The 19,903-nt window shown below is 33.8% G+C and carries 17 protein-coding genes; 10 read left to right on the top strand and 7 right to left on the bottom strand.

Going from position 1 to position 19,903, the window contains the following annotated elements; translation table 11 throughout:
* Positions 1 to 40: 40 nt before the first annotated feature.
* Genes L1S35_RS12300 through L1S35_RS12290 form a run of 3 tightly spaced genes read right to left on the bottom strand, consistent with a single transcriptional unit; the run spans position 41 to position 3,057 of the window.
* The gene (locus L1S35_RS12300; protein ID WP_236401125.1) at positions 41 to 484 is read right to left on the bottom strand and encodes a DoxX family protein; all 444 of its coding nucleotides are present in this window, start codon (positions 482 to 484) and stop codon (positions 41 to 43) included.
* Between the two features lie 39 nt (positions 485 to 523).
* Positions 524 to 1,303 carry a TrmH family RNA methyltransferase gene (locus L1S35_RS12295; RefSeq protein WP_236401123.1) on the bottom strand — a complete coding sequence of 260 codons (780 nt, stop codon included), beginning with the start codon at positions 1,301 to 1,303 and terminating at the stop codon, positions 524 to 526.
* A gap of 35 nt (positions 1,304 to 1,338) precedes the next feature.
* On the bottom strand, positions 1,339 to 3,057 hold the full coding sequence (locus L1S35_RS12290) for a T9SS type B sorting domain-containing protein (protein WP_236401121.1): 1,719 nt from the start codon (positions 3,055 to 3,057) through the stop codon (positions 1,339 to 1,341).
* A gap of 183 nt (positions 3,058 to 3,240) precedes the next feature.
* On the opposite strand from L1S35_RS12290, the gene L1S35_RS12285 reads away from it, so the two are divergent.
* The 3 genes from L1S35_RS12285 to L1S35_RS12275 are packed head-to-tail and all read left to right on the top strand — an operon-like array spanning position 3,241 to position 6,077.
* Positions 3,241 to 4,218 carry a GNAT family N-acetyltransferase gene (locus tag L1S35_RS12285; RefSeq protein ID WP_236401119.1) on the top strand — a complete coding sequence of 326 codons (978 nt, stop codon included), beginning with the start codon at positions 3,241 to 3,243 and terminating at the stop codon, positions 4,216 to 4,218.
* Positions 4,219 to 4,228: 10 nt separating this feature from the next.
* Complete coding sequence (locus L1S35_RS12280; protein WP_236401117.1) at positions 4,229 to 4,798, top strand: acyltransferase; 570 nt, start codon at positions 4,229 to 4,231, stop codon at positions 4,796 to 4,798.
* Position 4,799: 1 nt separating this feature from the next.
* Positions 4,800 to 6,077 (top strand): O-antigen translocase, encoded by a 1,278-nt coding sequence (locus tag L1S35_RS12275; RefSeq protein WP_236401115.1) that lies wholly within the window; start codon positions 4,800 to 4,802, stop codon positions 6,075 to 6,077.
* Here L1S35_RS12275 and L1S35_RS12270 read toward each other — a convergent pair.
* A complete protein-coding gene (locus L1S35_RS12270; RefSeq protein WP_236401113.1) occupies positions 6,074 to 7,423 on the bottom strand; it encodes a glycosyltransferase family protein in 1,350 nt (449 codons plus the stop codon). The genes L1S35_RS12275 and L1S35_RS12270 overlap by 4 nt on opposite strands.
* Complete coding sequence (locus L1S35_RS12265) at positions 7,420 to 8,550, bottom strand: glycosyltransferase (RefSeq protein ID WP_236401111.1); 1,131 nt, start codon at positions 8,548 to 8,550, stop codon at positions 7,420 to 7,422. The genes L1S35_RS12270 and L1S35_RS12265 overlap by 4 nt, the downstream gene beginning before the upstream one ends.
* 33 nt (positions 8,551 to 8,583) lie before the next feature.
* Between L1S35_RS12265 and L1S35_RS12260 the strand changes: the two genes are divergently transcribed.
* Together L1S35_RS12260 and L1S35_RS12255 are read left to right on the top strand one after the other, a co-directional pair.
* On the top strand, positions 8,584 to 9,666 hold the full coding sequence (locus L1S35_RS12260) for a glycosyltransferase (protein WP_236401108.1): 1,083 nt from the start codon (positions 8,584 to 8,586) through the stop codon (positions 9,664 to 9,666).
* Complete coding sequence (locus tag L1S35_RS12255; protein ID WP_236401107.1) at positions 9,642 to 10,079, top strand: sugar 3,4-ketoisomerase; 438 nt, start codon at positions 9,642 to 9,644, stop codon at positions 10,077 to 10,079. Before L1S35_RS12260 ends, L1S35_RS12255 begins: the two co-directional genes overlap by 25 nt.
* Here the strand turns inward: L1S35_RS12255 and L1S35_RS12250 are convergent.
* Positions 10,056 to 10,982: a glycosyltransferase family 2 protein gene (locus L1S35_RS12250; protein ID WP_236401105.1), complete on the bottom strand. Its 927-nt coding sequence runs from the start codon at positions 10,980 to 10,982 to the stop codon at positions 10,056 to 10,058. The two genes, L1S35_RS12255 and L1S35_RS12250, sit on opposite strands and share 24 nt — an antisense overlap.
* A 75-nt stretch (positions 10,983 to 11,057) precedes the next feature.
* Here L1S35_RS12250 and L1S35_RS12245 point away from each other — a divergent pair, with 75 nt between their 5' ends.
* From L1S35_RS12245 to L1S35_RS12235, 3 genes are read left to right on the top strand one after another with little or no spacing between them, the layout of a single operon-like run.
* Positions 11,058 to 12,176, top strand: a complete 1,119-nt coding sequence (locus tag L1S35_RS12245) for a hypothetical protein (RefSeq protein WP_236401103.1) — start codon at positions 11,058 to 11,060, stop codon at positions 12,174 to 12,176.
* Positions 12,176 to 12,997: a 2OG-Fe(II) oxygenase gene (locus tag L1S35_RS12240; RefSeq protein WP_236401101.1), complete on the top strand. Its 822-nt coding sequence runs from the start codon at positions 12,176 to 12,178 to the stop codon at positions 12,995 to 12,997. Before L1S35_RS12245 ends, L1S35_RS12240 begins: the two co-directional genes overlap by 1 nt.
* Positions 12,997 to 14,256, top strand: coding sequence for a glycosyltransferase family protein (locus tag L1S35_RS12235; protein ID WP_236401099.1), 1,260 nt, complete (start codon positions 12,997 to 12,999; stop codon positions 14,254 to 14,256). The genes L1S35_RS12240 and L1S35_RS12235 overlap by 1 nt, the downstream gene beginning before the upstream one ends.
* Here L1S35_RS12235 and L1S35_RS12230 read toward each other — a convergent pair.
* On the bottom strand, positions 14,225 to 14,908 hold the full coding sequence (locus L1S35_RS12230; protein ID WP_236401097.1) for a cell division ATP-binding protein FtsE: 684 nt from the start codon (positions 14,906 to 14,908) through the stop codon (positions 14,225 to 14,227). The genes L1S35_RS12235 and L1S35_RS12230 overlap by 32 nt on opposite strands.
* Before the next feature lie 230 nt (positions 14,909 to 15,138).
* On the opposite strand from L1S35_RS12230, the gene L1S35_RS12225 reads away from it, so the two are divergent.
* Positions 15,139 to 18,153, top strand: coding sequence for a tetratricopeptide repeat protein (locus L1S35_RS12225; RefSeq protein ID WP_236401095.1), 3,015 nt, complete (start codon positions 15,139 to 15,141; stop codon positions 18,151 to 18,153).
* Between the two features lie 6 nt (positions 18,154 to 18,159).
* Positions 18,160 to 19,896, top strand: coding sequence for a TonB-dependent receptor (locus L1S35_RS12220; RefSeq protein WP_236401094.1), 1,737 nt, complete (start codon positions 18,160 to 18,162; stop codon positions 19,894 to 19,896).
* Positions 19,897 to 19,903: the final 7 nt, after the last annotated feature.

The following is a 19,903-nucleotide window of genomic DNA, read 5'->3' as shown; positions in this document are numbered from 1 at the left end:
AAAATTAGAAATAACAAACGAGATGTGCAACTGAATTGTGTTATCGATTGGCAATTTTATAATCCAAACTATAATTTCCCGGACCAGTAAGATAAATACCCAGATAAATTACGAAATACACAAAAGCATTGTTGACTTCAATACCATTGTCGCCTGAATAGATTACTTCAAATTTGGCAGTAAAGGCAATTATATATCCCATGCAGATAAGCAATGGAATTAAGGACAGCCTGGTAAATAAGCCAACTATTAATAATAAACTGCAGAAGAATTCAGCAAAAATGGTCAGTGCCAATGGTGTTTTTCCGGTCATGCCCAGAAAGCTAACTTCCTTAGCCCAAAAGTCGGAAGCTGCCATAGTTTCGAAATTTATGAGTTTTTGATACCCGTAAAAAGCCATAAGAACTCCAATGATAACTCTGACAAGTAAAATACCTAAAGATAAATTGATTGGTTGGAACGAGATGAATAGATTTTTTTTCATTTGATTTTGGTTTGATGGTTAATTATTAAATTGTATTACTTAAAATCCGCGTTGTCGTTTAGCTTCAAAAAGCAAAATAGCTGCAGCAACCGAAACATTCATACTGTCTATTTCTCCTTGCATCGGAATGATGATGTTTTGTGTCGCTTTTTCTCGCCAAAGTTCAGTTAGACCTGTAGCTTCTGTGCCAACAACCAAAGCGGTTGGCGTAGTGTAATCTTGCGTATGATATGATGTTGAATTTTGTAAAGTCGCACTATAGAAATTGATATGGTTTTGAATCAAAAAATCAATCACTTCTTCGGTTGAACCTGTTGCGATTTGGTTGGTAAACAAGCAGCCAACACTGGAACGCACAATATTCGGATTGTATAAATCAGTTTTTGGATTGGCGATAATTACGGCATCGACTTTCGCAGCATCACAAGTTCGCAAAACGGCACCAATATTTCCCGGTTTTTCTATGGCTTCCATTACTAGAATCAACGGATTTTCAGGAAGTTTTAAATCGGATAATTGTAATGATTTTGTTTTGGCTACAGCCAGAATTCCTTCAGTAGTATCGCGATACGCTAGTTTTTGATAGACTTCTTTTGAAATCTCAATAGGGTTATTCGATAATTTGGTTATTTGGTTATTTGAAACCAATTCGGGAAGAAATAAAACGGTTTCTATTTCATATTTTCCCTTAATGGCTAACTCAATTTCGCGTATTCCTTCAATCAAAAAAGTACCGGATTGTTTTCGGGCTTTCGCTTTTTCCTGAAGCTGCACCAACGATTTTACAAACGGATTTTGAGCAGAAGTAATTTGTTTCATAGGGCTAATTGACTAGTCAAATATACAGCGTTTTTTTAATGATTTAAATATAAAAATCCACTCAAAGGCTCGGGATAATCAATATCATTTAAAAAAAGCAAATAAAAATAAGTGCCATCAGGAGCATTTTTACTTTCAATACCATCATTGACATAACCATTCCAATCTTCGGTATTTTGATTTCCTGTCCAAAGCAATCTTCCCCAACGACTGTAGATTTCTATTTTGAAATCCAGAAAAATATCGCGCAAGCCACCAATAAAAAAGTTGTCATTATAAGTATCGTTATTGGCAGAAACAAAGTTGTAAACGGTTGGAGGACAATTTCTGGTTGTCAATAGAAATGAAGTAACACTAAAACAATTATCGTTAAAAACGCGAACAAAAATTTCTTTTGGTGTTGGCATTGCCTGGTAATTGGTTGTATTTAAAATTGGGTTTACATCGGCAGTTGCATCTTCAAATGTTTCATAAAAACGAACACTATCTTCGGGATTTGTTTTAACCAAATCTTCATAAGACGAAAAGTCAAAAGTGCCACGAGTAAAGCCTTCATTACAAGCAACCAAATTTTCTAAAGGATTGAAAGCTGGTGAAATCCAGAGCGAATCGTTTGTGATATCAGTATTGTTATTTTCGATTAATTCGGTCACAATTCCGGTTCCATTTCCAATATCATCAACCCTAATTTTTAGTTCAAAATCTATCGGAATCGTATCTGGAATTACAATTGATATTTGAAAACTCATACTTTCATCAATTCCTATCGGAAGTGTTGTTTCATCATAATCAATAAAAACGCCATTTACATATATCGAAATTGGCGTTCCTGCCGGTAAAGGATTTGTTGAATTTAAATTGGATACCGTATAATTTACCACAATGGTTCTCGAATTACATTGCTTTTCTACCGAATCGATTGTAACGGTTGCATCGGGTAATTGACTGTTTAATTTCGTAACAACCGTATTGATCATTACAAAATCCTGAAATGAAGTAAGTGAAATTTCGGCAGTTGTATCGCCAATGGCAATATTGTTTTGAATATCATAGATGTCCAAATCCATATTATACAAAGTATTGCTTCCTGTTATAGAATTCGTCCCGTTAAAAACATTATTTGGCGGATTCGAAGCATTGCTTAATATGGTTCCGTTCATTCTGAATTCTTCAGTTGCCAAACCCGAATCGCCTTCCCAGGCAATAAAACCTACTTTGGAATTATTGTCATCTATAACATTTAAACTACTCAACGTAATGGATAATTCATCCGGAACTCCTTGTAAACCATCGTAAACGTTGATTTGATTTAATGGTAACGCATCATTTTTATAAATAATTACAATTGCCCAACCGGCAAAATTGGTTCTTCGTTGAATATGTAACGCATCAAATGCCGAATTATCTAAATTGGATAGCGTATAATCGCCGTTTCCTGTAGTTTGAATTAGAGCAGTAACATCTTTAAAAGCACTAAAATAAGTTAAAGTCAGACCGGGAAATTCCCTAACAAGAGAGAAAGTTCTATCCGGAGTTATGACCTCTGAGTTTAAATTGACTTCAAAATCTCCATCGCCACTGCCGGCCCAGTATAAATAGGCTTTTTCAATTACATCACTAGTATTTAAAGAAAGTGTTGCTGTAGAAGAAGTGGTTGTTACGAAATCAAGAGTTGTATTGTTTTCAGCAATATTCATCGTGTTACCAATGAAAGTAAAATCATAACGACCATTAAACTGGTTGTACAATGACACATTTTGTCCATTAGTTTTAAGAATGAAACAAACAAGAATAATAAAAAGGAAAAAATGTCGTTTTAATTTCAAAGCAAAACGGTTAAGAAGATAAAATTAAACAATATTTTTGGAAATTGAATTTTTAATAAGAACGACTTTTTTAAAATAAATGTTTAATTTTCCGATGTTTAAAAGCAACTTGTGAAAAACTATTCTATTCGACTTTATACTTCAGACGATTATGCTATTTGGAACGACTTTATAAGTAGTGCCAAAAATGCAACGTTTCTGTTTCACCGCGATTTTATGGAATACCATTCCGATAGATTTCAGGATTTTTCGTTGCTTGTTTTTGAAGGAGAAGAATTGGTTTCGGTTCTTCCTGCCAATCGGGTAAAAGATAGTGTTTTTTCGCATCAAGGCTTGACTTATGGTGGAGTTGTTTTGCAGCCAAAATCTAAATTATACGATACTATTTTTGTTTTTAGAGCAATTTTAAAATTTCTTAATGACAATAATGTTTCTAAACTATTTTTAAAACAAATTCCAACTATTTACTGTGATTATTCTTCGGATGAAATCAACTATTTATCACACATTTGTAAAGGAAATGTAGTAATGAAGCACAATGTTTCAGTTATAACGCTTAATCAAAAGCGGTTGATTTCAAAATCAAGAAGAGAATGTATAAACAGAGGAAAAAAACTGGAATTAGATATAAGAGAAGATAATAAAATGGAATTGTTTTGGAACGATTTATTAATTCCGAATTTAAGAGATAAATACAATTCAAAACCAGTTCATTCTGCAGAAGAAATTATAGCATTAAAAAATAAATTTCCGCATAACATAAGACATTTTAATGTTTATAAGGATGATAAATTGGTATGCGGGACTACACTTTTCATTACAAAAAGAGTAGTTAAGCCACAATATATTGCAGGAAGTGAAAGTAATAACGAATTGGGAAGTATCGATTTTTTATATGATTTTCTAATTAATGAAGTTGCCAAATCACATGACTATTTCGACTTTGGTCCGTCACATGAAAATAACGGTTTGCAAATAGTAAAAAACATTAATTTTTGGAAGGAAAGTTTTGGAGCACATTCCTTAATCCAGGATTTTTATGAGGTTGAGACAGCTAATTTCGAATTGTTAGACTCGATTTTAATTTAAAAATGGCATTGTGAAAAGTAGTGATAAAATAAAATTTTTCTTTTTTGGTATTCTAAGAAATTGGAAGTACAAACTCCTGTCAGACTGTGCCAATGTTTCGGGAAAACCAAAGTTGTTTCATCCTTTGCTCTTGAAAGGAAAAGGCAAAATATCCTTTGGCAAAAATGTCCAAATGGGAGTTGTTGCTTCTCCGAATTTTTATTCGCATTATGCTTATTTGGAAGTTCGAAATTCAGACAGTGAAATTACCATTGGTGATAATGTTTCGATTAACAATGCCTTTTCAGCTGTGGCTTTTTCAAAAATAACCATTCAAAGCAATGTTTTAATCGGAGTAAATTGTGCCATAATTGATAATGACGGACATAATCTTGAAATTGACAAGCGGAATGATAATGAACTGAAATCGGAACCTGTTTTTATTGCCGAAAATGTGTTTTTGGGAGATGATGTGACCATTTTAAAAGGGGTAACGATTGGTAAAAATTCCGTTATTGGAAATGGTTCTATTGTTACTAAAAGCATTCCGGAAAATGTAATTGCTGCCGGAAATCCGGCGCGAGTCATAAGAAATCTCTAAATTGAAAATTTTAAAGCAAAATACCTTACTAAAAGTTTTGTCGCTGAATTCAATTTCGGTAGCAGTGAGTTTTGTTTTGGGTATTTTCTCTTCTAAAATTATTTCAGTTTTTCTTGGTACATCGGGCATGGCCTTGATGGGAAGTTTCAGAAACTTTGCCTTAATGCTAAAATCAGTTGCCACGCTTGGTATCAGCAACTCGATTGTCAAATTGTTTGTCGAAAACAAAGAAGATAAAAAGGAGCTTTCGGTTATTTATTCTACATTTTTTTGGGTTTTTCTAATCATTTCCAGCGTGATGGCATTGCTGGTTTTGTTGTTTGCTTCTCCAATTTCAAGCTTTCTTTTTTTTACTGATAAGTACACAAGTCCAATTCGCTTTTTTGGATTATTGCTGCCGTTTATGGTGATTAATACGTTTTGGTTGGCCATTTATAATGGTTTGGAAAAGTTTAAAAGAATAATGATTATCCAAATTATATCGAATGTTTTGGTTTTTGGTTTAACGGCTTTGTTAATCTGGAAAGAAAATATTTTCGGTGGACTTTTATCTATTGCCATTGCTGAGGTTTTGATGGTTTTGGTGACCTTTATTTTTGTTCGAAAGCATGCTGATTATTTCAAATTTGATCTTCAAAAATTGATTAGTAAAAAGTATTTCAACATTATTAAACGGTTTTCCGTAATGGCATTGCTAACCGCTATAATTGCTCCGTTGACCTTGCTTTTTATTAGAAATTTGATTGTAGAAAAATACTCCATCCAAGAAGCCGGAATTTGGGATGCAGTCAACAGATTGTCGAGTTTTTATATGATTTTTTTCAGCTCCGGATTGTCTTTATATTATATGCCAAAACTGGCGTCAATTCATACTGAAAGCGAATTTAAAGCCGAACTAAAATCCTATTTCAAAGTTTTTGTTCCTTTGTTTTTGACGATGTTGGTTGTGATTTATATTGCCAAAGGAATTATTTTGAAGTTAGCTTTTACTGCCGAATTTTCACCGGTTGAAAATATTTTAATTTGGCAGCTTTTAGGAGATTTTTTCCGAATAATGACCTTGGCATTTGGCTTTCAGATTTTGGTAAAAACCATGATGAAGCGCTACTTTTTAGTAGAAATAGTTTTTAATTTAATGTACTTTTTGCTTTCTTTTTATTTGATAAAACAAAGCGCAACCGAGGGTGTTTTACAGGCTTATTTTTACGCCAATCTAATTTGTTTTGTATTGGTTTTGGTTATGTTCAGAAAGCTCTTCTTCAAACCAAAAGACAGCTAATTTTTATAAACCGAATAGTAGTCAGTTCGTATTATAGGCTTTTTCGCGACAGTTTTATCAGCTTCTTTATTGATGATAACATAATCAAATTTCGAAATGGTATCAGCACTTATTTCGTTGTATTCAACTTCTTTTATCCGATAGTTTTTATAGCCTTTTGAAATCAATTCAAATTCTAAATTGTAGGTCAACAATGAGTGATTTGACAAGTATTTTTTATTGCCGATTATCTTTGGAATTATTTTACCAGCCGTAATGTTTATTGCTTGATCTTTATTTTCATAAGCATAGATTCTCGAATTAAAATTCAGCAATAGTAATAATTGAATGCTTAATAAAACCGGAAGTAAATAGGTGAGATTTAATGCTTCTATTTTATCTTTAAATGGTAATAAAATCAACAAGATTATCACAAAACTATAATAATTGAAAACTCTGGCAAACGGTATTACACATTGCAAACTTAACAGTATCATTGGTGCTAAAATAAAAGTCACAGCAAAAACAATATCCAGCTTATTTTTAGACTTCAGAATCAAATAAATCGAGATCGAAAGCATCAAAATAAATATACTCCAATGAATTCCGGTAATTTCCTGAATGCTGTACAAATAAAATAATGGCAATGATTTTATTGTTTGTAAAAAACTAATCGACTTTACATAAGGATTAGCTGTAATCGCTGCCAGACCCTCATTTATAATGATTGGTAAATACAACAAATAAACAATCAAGACAACAACAAGACCGAACAAAAATTGCTTCCAAATATACTTTGGCTGCAAAACAAAAATAAAAGCGTTTAAAGTTAAAAACGGATACAAATAGGATGGAATCGTGTAAAAACCAAGGATTGAAAACAGACTAAATAATACCCAATTCTTTGTTGTATTTTCTCCTTTGATAAGATTGAACGAAAGAAATAGGTTGCAGATAAAAAACAAATTCACCAGCGAATAACCTCTCGACATATAGCTGTAATAAATGTTTAAAAAAAGCATTGAACTCAGCACCAAAACCAGTAATGCTGTCTTCTTTCCGAAATGTGTCGAGACAAATTTATAGAGTGCGATTAAGGTTGTAATATGAACCAGTAAGGCTGAAATTCGGAGTTTTACTAAGTCAGAAAGACATGGAAAATATTTGGTTATATTGGTTATTACAGAGTGCAAAACATGATTATTCGGCGCGGGATAATGCGAAACAGTTTCGGCAAAACCTTTATTGGTGAATAGCAAAAAAGTAGCTGCTTCATCAAAAGAAACGGGTAACGTCAGCATATAAAAAACCGCAGCCATTATCGGTAATAAAAATAGTAATCCGATATTGTTCAGTAGCTTTTTCATTTCCAAATAGCCAAATACTGTTGGGCAATTTTTATATAATCGTGTTCCTTTTCTATAAATCTTCTTGCCCGTTTTCCAATTGCTATTATTTCGGTTGGATTTTCGATTAAAAATGATAGTTCGTTAACCAAATAATCAACATCGGGCAAACCATTAATCGCGACTTTTTCAGTCAAATTGTAGTGCTTTTCAAAGACATTACTCGCATTGGTAAAAACCACTTTGCCTTTTGCCATAGCTTCTAATCCGTTGCTTCCCTGATCATGTCCATACAATTGATCAAGCAAAATATGCGCCTGATTATAGCGGCTGATATAATCATTATAAGGAACATTTTCGGTGACAAAAACATCAATTTTATCATCGTATTTTTTCTTTATGATTTCCAATGCTTTCTCAAAAAAATCATTTCCTTTCTTGAAATAACTTTCCCGATTGATGCCATGAAAAATGACAATTCTCTCGTTGATTACTAATTCCTTTTTTGGAAATTTATCAACATTCATTGGACTTGGAATCAAACCTAAATACTTCGGATGATTTTGCAACGGTACATGGTAATCTAAATCGGTTGCAATAACACCTTGAATATTTTCATAAATATATTGATGTAGTTTTTTAAATGATTTGGTTCTGAATTTTAAAACATTAGAAAATGCTTTATCCGCAATTTTTCCGGCTAAATAAGGTTGCACAATCGATGGGTTTTCAGGATGTTCAAAGTTGTAATTAACATACATATAATCATCACCTGCCGAAAGCAAAAACACCTTTTTGTTCTGCTTGAAAAGATATTTCAAAATCTTTTTCTCATGTGTGTAATCACAAAAAAAGCTATTCTCATTTATCAATTGAACAACATCAAAACCTTTGAATTGATTGCTGTTTTTCCGAAATTGGCGATAGGTTAAATAGGAAGTAATATCAAAACCGCTAAGTCTTAAAACGGCTATTTTTATTTTTTTCAGCAAGCCCGAATCCCATTTTTTCTCCAAAGGAAAATCAACCGGAAAATCTTTGAAACCATCTTTAAAACCCAAAATGGTCACATCGTTTCCAAGCTTTTGCAACCCTTCTTTTAAGGAATTATGCAATCGGCTGTATTCTCCAATGAGTAAAATCTTCATTTCTTACTATATTTGATGCAATATAAGTAAGAAATGAAAAACAACAACAAAATTGCCATAGTTTCCGCTTCACTTGGTGTTGGCGGTGCAGAGCGTTTTGCGGGTTTGTTGAGTTTTATGTTACACGACTTAGGTTATGAAGTGCATCACATCATTATTTTGGATTTTGTTGATTATGATTATAAAGGAACTTTAGTCAATTTAGGGAAATTATTTTCCGAGGAGAAAGGTGTTTTTAGAGCAGTAAAAAAAGGAAAACACATTGCCAAATACCTGCATGAAAATGATATTCAAACGGTAATTGACAATCGTTCCAGACCATTTTTTATCCGTGAGGTTTTTACCAAATGGATTTACGGCAATCGAAAAAGCTATTTTATGATTCACAGTTCGAATCTTGAAATGTATTTTTCTAAGTTTTCTTTTGGCGTCAATTTTCTATATCAAAAAGCGACCAAATTGGTTTGTGTTTCGAAAGATATAGAGGAAAAAATTCAGGAGAAATACAATCTCAAAAACACGATAACAATTCATAATCCGGTTGATTTTCCGGATAAAATGTATCAGTTACCTAATCTTATACCGAAGAGTTATATTTTGTTTTTTGGCAGATTTGAAGAAGAAATCAAAAATTTTACTTTGCTGCTCAACGCTTTTAAACAGTCAAAAGTTTATAGTAAAGGAACGATGCTGTTGCTTGTTGGCGATGGTTCGGACAAGGATTTTATTCAGGCAAAAATTGCGGAACTGCAATTAGAACCTTTTGTTCTGGTTTTGCCATTTCAAAAGAACATTACCGCTTTTATCCAAAATGCAAAATGCACGATTCTGACCAGTCGTTTTGAAGGTTTTCCAATGAGTTTGGTTGAATCGTTAGCTGCCGGAACTCCGGTTATTTCGGTCGATTGCGAAACTGGCCCGAGTGAAATCATCCAAAATAATTTCAACGGATTATTGGTAGAAAATCACAATGAGATTGCTTTGTCTGAAGCTATAAAAAGTATGATTGAAGACGAAAATTTACATCAAACCTGTAAAAATAATGCACAAAAAAGCGTAGAACACTTATCTTTGAAAACCATTGCGCAACAATGGAAACAATTATTAGAGGCATAATGACAACAATACACGACGCAATAACGCTTGATATTACCAAAGTTCAAGATACACGTGGTAATCTTTCAGTGCTTGAAGGAAATGCAGTTCCGTTTGAAATGAAACGCGTTTACTATCTTTATGATATACCAAGCGGAGGCAGACGTGGCGGACATTCGCACAAAATGCAACAGGAATTGTTGATAGCTTTGAGCGGTAGTTTTGATGTGATTTTGAATGATGGTAATGAGCAAAAAACAGTTACGCTCAACAAGCCTAATGTTGGATTAGTTATTCCAAACGGCATTTGGCGTGAATTGGAGAATTTTTCTTCGGGTTCTGTTTGCTTGGTTTTGGCTTCAGATGTTTTTGAGGAAGCAGATTATATCCGTGATTTTGCCGATTTCAAATTATCTAAAAACGGAGTTTCCTAAACCAATATTTGTCATAAAGACTTTCAACTTCAGAAGTATTTTTAACATAATTGATGGCAATTGAAGCAGTGTTTTTTTCTTACTGTTTAGATTCTTCAAATCAATTTCAGCATAAATTTTCTGTGCCTGTTCATTATTTTCATTGAGTTTATGTTTTATCACAGTCGAAAACCGATTCAAATCCATATACTTTTTTAAGGCCTGATTTTTCTTTTCTTCCAAAACATATTTTTCAAAAAAGACATCTTCGAAAATATAGTTTAGGTTTCTGGAAATGCTGTTTTCATCAAAAACATAGCGTGCTAAAATGGACCAAATAAAGACCACTTGATACTGCAAACCAATTCGTATCCACAAATCAGTGTCTTCGGAAATTTTCAATTGCTCATCAAAAGTGCCGCATTTTTCAAAAACTTCTTTGTGAATACAGACCGAAGATGTCCACAAAACGGCTTCTTTTTGACTGGCTTCAAAGTAATTTACAATTTCATAATCACCTTTTTGCTGAAAAGAATATTGTGCGCGAATTATCTTTTTACCGGTTTCAATTTCAATCGCGCTGGCAAAGACTTTTTCATTCGGAAGCTTTTGAATGTATTGATTCATCGTTTCTAAAAAGTTGTCATACCAATAATCATCGGCATCAAGAAAACAAAGATATTCGCCTGTTGCTTTTTCAATTCCGAAGTTTCTTGCCTTGGCTACACCTTCATTTTGTTTGAAAAAATAATGAATTCTTTCATTGGTAACTGATAGAATCTCCTGCTCACTTTTATCCGTCGAACCGTCATTTAAAATAATAATTTCAAAGTCGGTAAAAGTCTGCGACAAAACACTTTTTATTGTTTTGGCAACAAATTTTTCTTTGTTAAAAACCGGAATTATTACTGAAAAGCGAGGCATATTATTTTTTTGATGCTCAAATATACTTAAAACAAGGTTTTATGTTTCTTGAAAATAGTATTTTTGTAAACATCAATGCAAAAAAAAGAGCTTCATATCGTTAGTTTTGAGAATCCGTTTCCTCCAGATTTTGGAGGTGTAATAGATGTTTTTTATAAAGTAAAAGCATTACATTCTTTGGGTTTCAGTATTTATCTGCATTGTTATTATGAAGATAGAAGTGAGGTTTCTCAGGAACTAAAAGCAATAGCAGAAAAAGTATATTTATACAAAAAAAATAAGAATCCTTTTTTCGTTTTTTCGAAGTATCCATTGCCAGTTATCTGCAGGTTTGATAAAGATTTAATAGAAAATATCAGGAAGCATGATGCTCCGATTCTGTTCGAAGGTTTGCACTCAACAATGATATTGCGCAAGGCAAAATTGGATAATAAAAAATACCTGCGTCTGCATAATATTGAATCCAACTTTTATTCGGGAATGAGTAAGAGTGAAACTAGTCTGGTAAAAAAAATATTGTATTATTTTGTAGCCAAAAAGTATTTGAGTTACCAAAAAACGATAGCCGATTTCGATTTTACCTTTGCTCTTTCGTGTTATGAATTGGATGAAGCAAGAAAGCTAAGCGTCAATTGTATGTACGTTCCTGTTTTTCATGGAAATGAAATCAATAGTCAGCTATCAGAGTATGGGAAATATGCTTTTTATCACGGAGATTTGCGATTGGCAGATAACAAAAGAGCTGCGCAGTTTTTGATTGAAGTTTTTAAAGAAATTCCTGATTATGAGTTAATTATTGCTTCTTCAAATGGGAAACAGCTTATTGAAAACAAAATTAAGAATGTTCCCAATGTTAAGTTTGTCGAGATTCAAAGCTTTGCGCATTTAAGCGAACTATTTGAAAATGCTCACATAAACACGATGTTGTCTTTTCAGGAATCGGGAACTAAATTAAAAGTGATTAATTCATTATTTAAAAGTAGATTTTGCCTGATAAATAAGAATATGGTTGACGATGTCAATCTTCTTTCGCTATGCGAAACTGCTGAAAGTAAGATGGAATTTGTAAACAAGATTAAGTTTTTAAAAGACAAACCATACACCCAAAATGATAAAAGAAAAGCGGTTTTGTTAAAAGTGCTGAACGACACAGAAAATGCAAAACTAATTGAGGAAAAAATAGAATACTACTAATGAACAGAACAGAAATAGCCGATTTAATCTTAAACAGACTCGTTTCTGAAAAAGAAAAGCTCAAAACCGAATTTCAAAATTCAGATTCCGGCATTAGCTATTTTTTTCTGGATGATTTGTTACCTAATGCTATTGCGTTGCAAATTCACGATGTTTTTCCAAAATCAGAACAAATGGTTTTGAAGAAAAGTCTGCGCGAAGACAAGTATGTTGCGGCTCAAATGAATTTGTATCATCCGTTCTTAGAAGAAGTAATCTATGCTTTTCAGGATGAAAGAGTTGTTAAGATTGTTGGCGAAATTTGTGATATAGAGAATCCAATTGCGGATGAACATTTATATGCTGGTGGAATTTCGATGATGGGAAACAAACAGTTTCTGAATCCACATTTAGACAATTCGCATGACAAAGACCGCAATTTATGGCGTGTGTTGAATTTGTTATACTATGTAACGCCGGATTGGAAAGAAGAGTATGGTGGCAATTTAGAACTTTGGCCAAATGGTTTAAAAAATAAGCAAATCACCATTCACAGTAAATTTAATAGATTGGCAGTGATGGCTACACATGATGAATCGCTGCATTCGGTTTCTCCTGTTGCTTTTGATGGTTATCGTCGCTGTGTTTCCAATTATTATTTTTCGGAATCGCCGTTGCGTGATTCGGATCGATTTCATGTAACTTCTTTTCGAGGCCGGCCTGAGAATAAATTCTCCGATTTAGTTTTGCAGGTAGACACTTTTTTGCGAATGACTTTGCGGAAAGTTTTCAAAAAAGGTATCAAGGAAAATCCACATGTTTATAAAAAAGATAAGCTTTAATGAAATCTTTTTTGCTAAAATATAAATACCATTTCCTTATCATTTTTGTGGGTTTGTGTTGTTTGGAATTATTGAATTTCCTTCTGCAATTAGACAAACAAACCTTGATTTATCCTGATTGCTCCAACTATTTAGAATCGGCTCAAAAACTATATCTGAAATTCACCGGTCATTATTACCGTCCGATGCTGATGGCGTTTATTACCGGAATTCCGTATTTATTCGGCAGTTCTGATGCAAGCATTTTTGAATGGATTTTTGTTGTAAACGTGTTTTGTTGGCTGGGAGCATCGATCATTTTATTTGAAATTCTCAAGAATTTTGTCAAAGAAAAAGTGGCTTTTTGGTTTGCGATTATTCCTTTTTTAATTTTTGGAAACCTCATTTTGAATTATCATTTACTGACTGAAAACATCTTTGTATTCTTTACTGTTCTTGCTTTTTATTTATTGTTTCAATATTATAAAACAAGCCAGTTTTGGTACTTGTCGTTGTCGTTGTCATTGCTATTGTCAAGCATGCTGATAAAACCCAGCGCCAAGTTTTTTGGGATTGTTATGCTGTTGTTTTTTGTCAAAGAAATTCTAAAAAACTACAAGCATAAAAGCATGATTTTCATTTATGGAAGTTTGTTGATGATTACTATTCAGGTTGTTGGAATGAAGGTGCAATACGGCGATTTTACGATTAGTTATATTGATGGCGTAACTTATCACAACTACATTTGCAGCAAAGCCGAATGTTTTAAAAACGGAAAAGAATACAACCAAATCAACAATCCAAGAGCAGAATATTTATTTAGTTTGGATTTTAAAGACCAAAAGAAAGCAGCATTAGAAGATTTAAAGCATCAAATCAGAACTAATTTTCCTAACTTTATAAAAGCATATTTTTCGGATGTGATAGAGAATTCTAAAACCGGAAATGCCTGCATCCAAGATTTAAAGAATTACGAAAATAAAACCGATTTTCCTTTTTGGAAAAAACTCATTTTTAACATTACCAAATGGCAAAACAGAATCTTTACGGTGTTGGCAGTTTTGCTGTCAGCTTTATTTTTATTTAAAGGATATAAAAAAGAAAAAGCTACTTTTTTTGTAGCTTTCTTTATTTCGTATATCATTATTTTATCCGGAATTTCATGCGGTCAGGGCGATAGATTTCACCTCGTGACTTTTCCTTTTGTAATTGTGCTTTTGGTGAAATATTTATCGGAAACAAAACGATTTAAACCGTTTTTTGAACCACTTCAAAAATAGTGCTGTCTTCGCACTTCAATGTTTTGGCCGGGAATTTCATAATCACAGCATAATCGTGAGTTGCCATGATAACTGTTTTTCCGTTATCATTGATTTTTTTCAAAACGCCTAAAACTTCAGCGCTCGTTTGTGGGTCAAGGTTTCCGGTTGGTTCGTCAGCCAAAATTAATTCGGGATCGTTCAATAAAGCACGGGCAATAGCCACTCTTTGTTGTTCACCGCCCGAAAGTTGGTGTGGCATTTTATTCGTCAAACCAATCATACCAACGCGTTGCAACACATCGTCAATTTTGACCTGCATTTCAGTTTTGTCTGTCCAGCCGGTTGCTTTTAAAACAAACAGCATATTTTCGTTTACGCTTCTGTCCGGTAACAATTGAAAATCCTGAAAAACAATCCCAATTTTTCTTCTCAAAAACGGAATTTCATTTTCTTTCAAATTCAATAAATCATAGCCAACAATGTTTCCCGAACCAACAGTCAAAGGCAAATCACCATAGAGCGTTTTCATAAAACTACTTTTTCCGGTTCCGGTTTTACCAATAATATAAAGGAATTCACCTTGTTTAACATCAAGATTTATTTGTGATAAAATCACTTTATTTTCCTGGTAAATCGTTACATTTTTTAGAGATAAAACAGTTTCTGACATGGGTTATTTGTTTATTGGGTAAATGTAACAAATAAAATTTCCAAATTCCAAAATCCAAAATCCAATTTCAGTAAGCAGTTAAAAAAATGATAAAATTTAATCCTAAAAGCCTAATTCCCATAACGTACACTCATTTGTTAAAATTGTTTAAAAGAATGTTTATAATAAATGGCGCGGTTTTTACGTTATAGAGTTGAGGATACTATTTTTGATAAATTAAAATAAAAACTATGCGCAACGTTTTAATGTTATTTTTTGTGTTTTTTATGGCCGGAATTCCGCAAGTTTCGGGACAACAATCTGCCATTTACACTAATAGTCTGTCTGAATTTGACAACGCACTTAAATTGTTTAAGGACAAGCAGTATCAGTCGGCTCAAATTTTATTCGAAAAGGTAAAGCAAAACGATAATTCGCAAGATGTTCAGGCTGATTGCGCTTATTATATAGGGATTTGCGCTATTCACCTGAATCAGAATAATGCGGATGAACTTATTGAAAAATTCATCTCGGATTATCCAACAAGTTCTAAAACAAATCAAGCCTACATTGAAGTAGCGCAATATTATTTTGAACAGGGGAAGTTTCCGCAGGCATTGCAATATTTTGACAAAGTCGATGAAAATGCATTGACTTACGAGCAAACTGAAAAATTCACCTTCCAAAAAGGTTATGCTTATTTCACCGCTGGCGATAAAAAAGCAGCTGCAGATTACTTTAATAAAGTGGTTAATTCCAAAGAATATGGAACACAGGCCAATTATTACTTAGGTTTCATGCAATATGAAGGAAACAATTATCAGGAAGCTAATAAGTATTTCGAAAAAGTAGAAGGCGAAGAAAAGTATTCTGATAAACTATCTTATTTCAAAGCCGATATGGCTTTTAAGGAAGGCAACTTTCAAAAAGCGATTGATGCCGGACTTGCAGCGATGCCAAAATCAAACGCTTCGGAGAAATCAGAATTGAATAAAATCATTGGTGAAAGCTATTTCAACCTGCAGCAATACGACAAAGCCTTGCCTTATTTAAAAGAATACAAAGGCAAAAAAGGGAAGTGGAACAACACCGATTTTTACCAATTGGGTTACACGTATTACAAACAAAAAGATTATGAAAATGCTATTTCGCAATTCAACAAAATCATTGACGGAAAAGATTCGGTAGCGCAGAATGCGTATTATCATTTGGGTGAATGCTATTTCAAAACCGATAAAAAACAGCAGGCATTAAACGCATTTAAAAGTGCGTCGGAAATGGATTTTGACAAAAAAATTCAGGAAGATGCTAATTTGAATTATGCCAAACTGAGCTACGAAATCGGGAACTCTTACCAATCTGTGCCGGATGTTTTGTCTGCTTTTTTAGCTAAATATCCAAATACGCCAAGCAAAACGGAAATCGAAACTTTGTTGATTAACTCTTATATCACTTCTAAGAATTATAAAGATGCTTTGACTTTATTGGAAAAAAATAATACTCCGGAAAACAAAGTAGCGTATCAAAAAGTGTTGTTCTACAGAGGAATTGAATTGTATACTGACGGAAATTATCAGGAAGCTTTGAGCATGTTTAAGAAATCAATTGCCAATCCGCGAAACGAAAAAATAACGGCTCGTGCTACTTTTTGGAGAGGCGAAACGGAATATGTTTTAGATAATTTCAGCGATGCAACTTTGAGCTTTAAACAATTTGAAAGTTCGGCTGAAGCCAAATCAACTCCGGAAAACAAGAACATTAATTACAATATTGCTTATGCTTATTTCAAGCAAAAGGAATACGATCAGGCGGGAAATTATTTCCAAAAATATGTTGACGGAGCGAAAGATGACAGAGTTCGTTTGAATGATGCTTATCTACGATTAGGTGATTCACGATTTGTTACTGCTAAGTATTGGCCGGCAATGGATGCCTATAACAAAGCCATCGATATGAAAGGAATTGACGCAGATTATGCTGCTTTCCAAAAAGCATTGAGCTACGGATTTGTGGGTAAAAACGATAAGAAAATTGATGACTTCAATTCGTTTTTGGCAAAATTCAAAACGTCGCAATATCGCGATGATGCTTTGTTCGAATTAGGAAATACATATGTTACCGAAAATAAAACCGATTTGGCGATTAAAACCTATGACCAATTGTTGAGCGAGTTCAGAAATGGTTCGTTTGCTTCCAAAGCGATTCTACGTCAGGGATTGATTTACTATAACGCTCAAAAAGATGAATCGGCTATTGCCAAGTTCAAAGAAGTGGCTGCTAAGTATCCAAGAACTCCTGAAGCTTTAGAAGCAGTTTCGACAGCGAGATTGATTTATATGGATAACGGAAAAGTGAATGAATACGCGGCTTGGGTAAAAACATTAGATTTTGTTGAAGTGTCTGATGCCGATTTGGACAACGATACTTATGAATCAGCCGAAAAACAATATCTGCAAAACAATACGAAGCAGGCTATTACTAGTTTAAGTGGTTATGTTAAACAATTTCCAAACGGGATTCATGCTTTGAAAGCCAACTTCTATTTGGCACAATCACTTTACACTGACGGAAAAGAAGCCAGCGCTGTTCCGAATTATGAGTTTGTAATTAGCAAACCAAGAAACGAATTTACCGAGCAATCGTTGGCGCGTTTGGCTGAAATCCATTTGAAAAAAGACGATTATGCGAAAGCGGTTCCGGTATTACAACGACTAGAAACTGAGGCTGATTTTCCACAAAACGTAACTTTCGCGCAAGCCAATCTGATGCGTGCGTATTACGACCAAAAAGATTACGCCAATGCAGTTGTTTATGCTGATAAGGTTTTGGCAAATCCAAAAACAGATAACAAAATAAAAAGTGATGCACAGATTATTGTTGCCCGCGCTGCGATAAAAGTGAATGACGAGCAAAAAGCGAGAACAGCTTACGCAAAATTGTTGACCATTGCCAAAGGTGAATTAGCAGCGGAAGCATTGTATTATGATGCTTATTTCAAAAATAAAGATGGCAAGTATGAAGATTCCAATAAAACAGTTCAAAAATTAGCCAGGGATTATTCGGGTTATAAATATTTTGGAGCCAAAGGTTTGATTGTAATGGCGAAAAACTATTACCAGTTGAAAGACAATTTTAGTGCTACTTCTATTTTAGACAGCGTTATCAAAAATTTCAAAGAATTCGATGATGTTGTTGCTGAAGCGCAAACCGAATTAAATATTGTCAAAGGCGAAGCAGCTAAAACAAATTCTTCTATCCAAAATTAAAATCAAATGAAAAAGACATTTCAATATACTATAGCAGCCTTTTTGTTTTTGGGAAGTTTCCAAAAGACAACCGCACAAAAGAAAGACGACAACATTGGAACCGAAGTAGTGAATGTAGTAAAACCTTATACGCCTTCAATTTCGGATGCTTTTAAAGTAAAAGAAACACCAACGTTGGACGATGAAGAAACTTCTAAAAAAGAGAACATTCAATACAATATCTTTTCGTTTCCGGTAGCTTCGACTTTTGCACCGGCCAAAGGAAAAGCGGCAAATGTGGATAAAAGTGCGGAAGAGAAAATATTCAGTAATTACATGACGCTGGCAGCAGGAAATTATGGTGCCGTTAATGCCGAACTTTTCATCACGGAAAACGTTAGCAATACGGATTATTTTGGTGGAATGCTGCGTCACAGTTCGGCTCAGGGCGGAATAAAAGAGGTGACTTTGGATGATAAGTTCATGAATACGGCTTTGGATTTAACCTACGGAAGCAGAACAAAATCAATGTCATGGAATGCCGATTTGGGTTACAAAAATCAAGTATACAATTGGTACGGAATTTATCCTGGTCTATTGTCTGATGCAACGATAGAAACCATTGACGAAAGGCAAACGTATCATACGTTATATGTTGGCGGAAGATTAGGATTGAGCAATGTTCTTAAAGAAAGCACATTAAAATTCAGCCGTTTTTGGGATGCTTTTGGTTCGGCAGAAAATCGTTTTGTAGCAAAACCTTCATTGGAATTTGATATTGTGGAGCAAAAAATAAAAGCCGATTTTGTATTAGATTACATCAGCGGTACATTCGATCAGAATTTTAACAAAACAGCTTCCATAAAATATGGTTTTACCAATGTTGGATTTCAGCCAAGCATAAAAATTCATAAAGATGATTTGACAATAAATGCCGGAGTTGGTTTCTTCTACAGCGCAGCGCAGGAAGCCGGAGAAAGCAAATTCTTTATTTATCCGCAGGTTACAGGTGCCTATAAAATAGTGGGTGATTTGATGATTTTTTATGCAGGTTTGGAAGGAACATTACAACAAAACTCCTATCATGATTTTGTACAGGAAAATTTCTTTGTTTCGCCAACACTTGGAATTGCTCCAACAGATCAAAAGTTTGATATCTATGCCGGTTTAAAAGGAAAGTTGGCAAGCAGCATTAGCTATAACATTCGTGGGTCATACAAAAACGAAGAGGGTAAAGCACTTTTCAAAAGCAATATCTACGATCATTTTAATGCAAATACTGATGGTTATACTTTCGGAAATTCATTTGATGTTGTTTATGACAAAGTTAAAACGGTAAGTTTCTTCGGTGAATTAAAAGCTGATTTCTCCAAGAATGTTTCTTTTGGAATCAACGGAACATTTAGCAGTTATTCAACCGATATTGAAAAAGAAGCATGGAATTTACCAGCAATAAAATTGGCTACAACGCTTGATGTTAACATTACACCAAAATGGTACGCAGGAACAAGTTTGTTCTTTGTAGGCGAAAGAAAAGATATTTTCAGACAAGCTACAGTAACGCTGCCTTTTCCTCCGGATGAAAACATTACACTAAAAAGCTATTTCGATTTGAATGCGCATGTTGGTTATAAATTCAGCGAGCGTATGACCTTCTTCTTAAAAGGAAACAATTTAGCCAATCAGGATTACCAAAGATGGTTAAATTATCCGGTGTATGGATTGCAGATTATGGGTGGCGCGAGTTATAAATTTGATTTTTAGATGCTGA

The sequence above is a fragment of the Flavobacterium anseongense genome, from assembly GCF_021608185.1.
Lineage (GTDB): Bacteria > Bacteroidota > Bacteroidia > Flavobacteriales > Flavobacteriaceae > Flavobacterium > Flavobacterium anseongense.
This window is presented reverse-complemented; position numbering and strand designations above follow the sequence as displayed.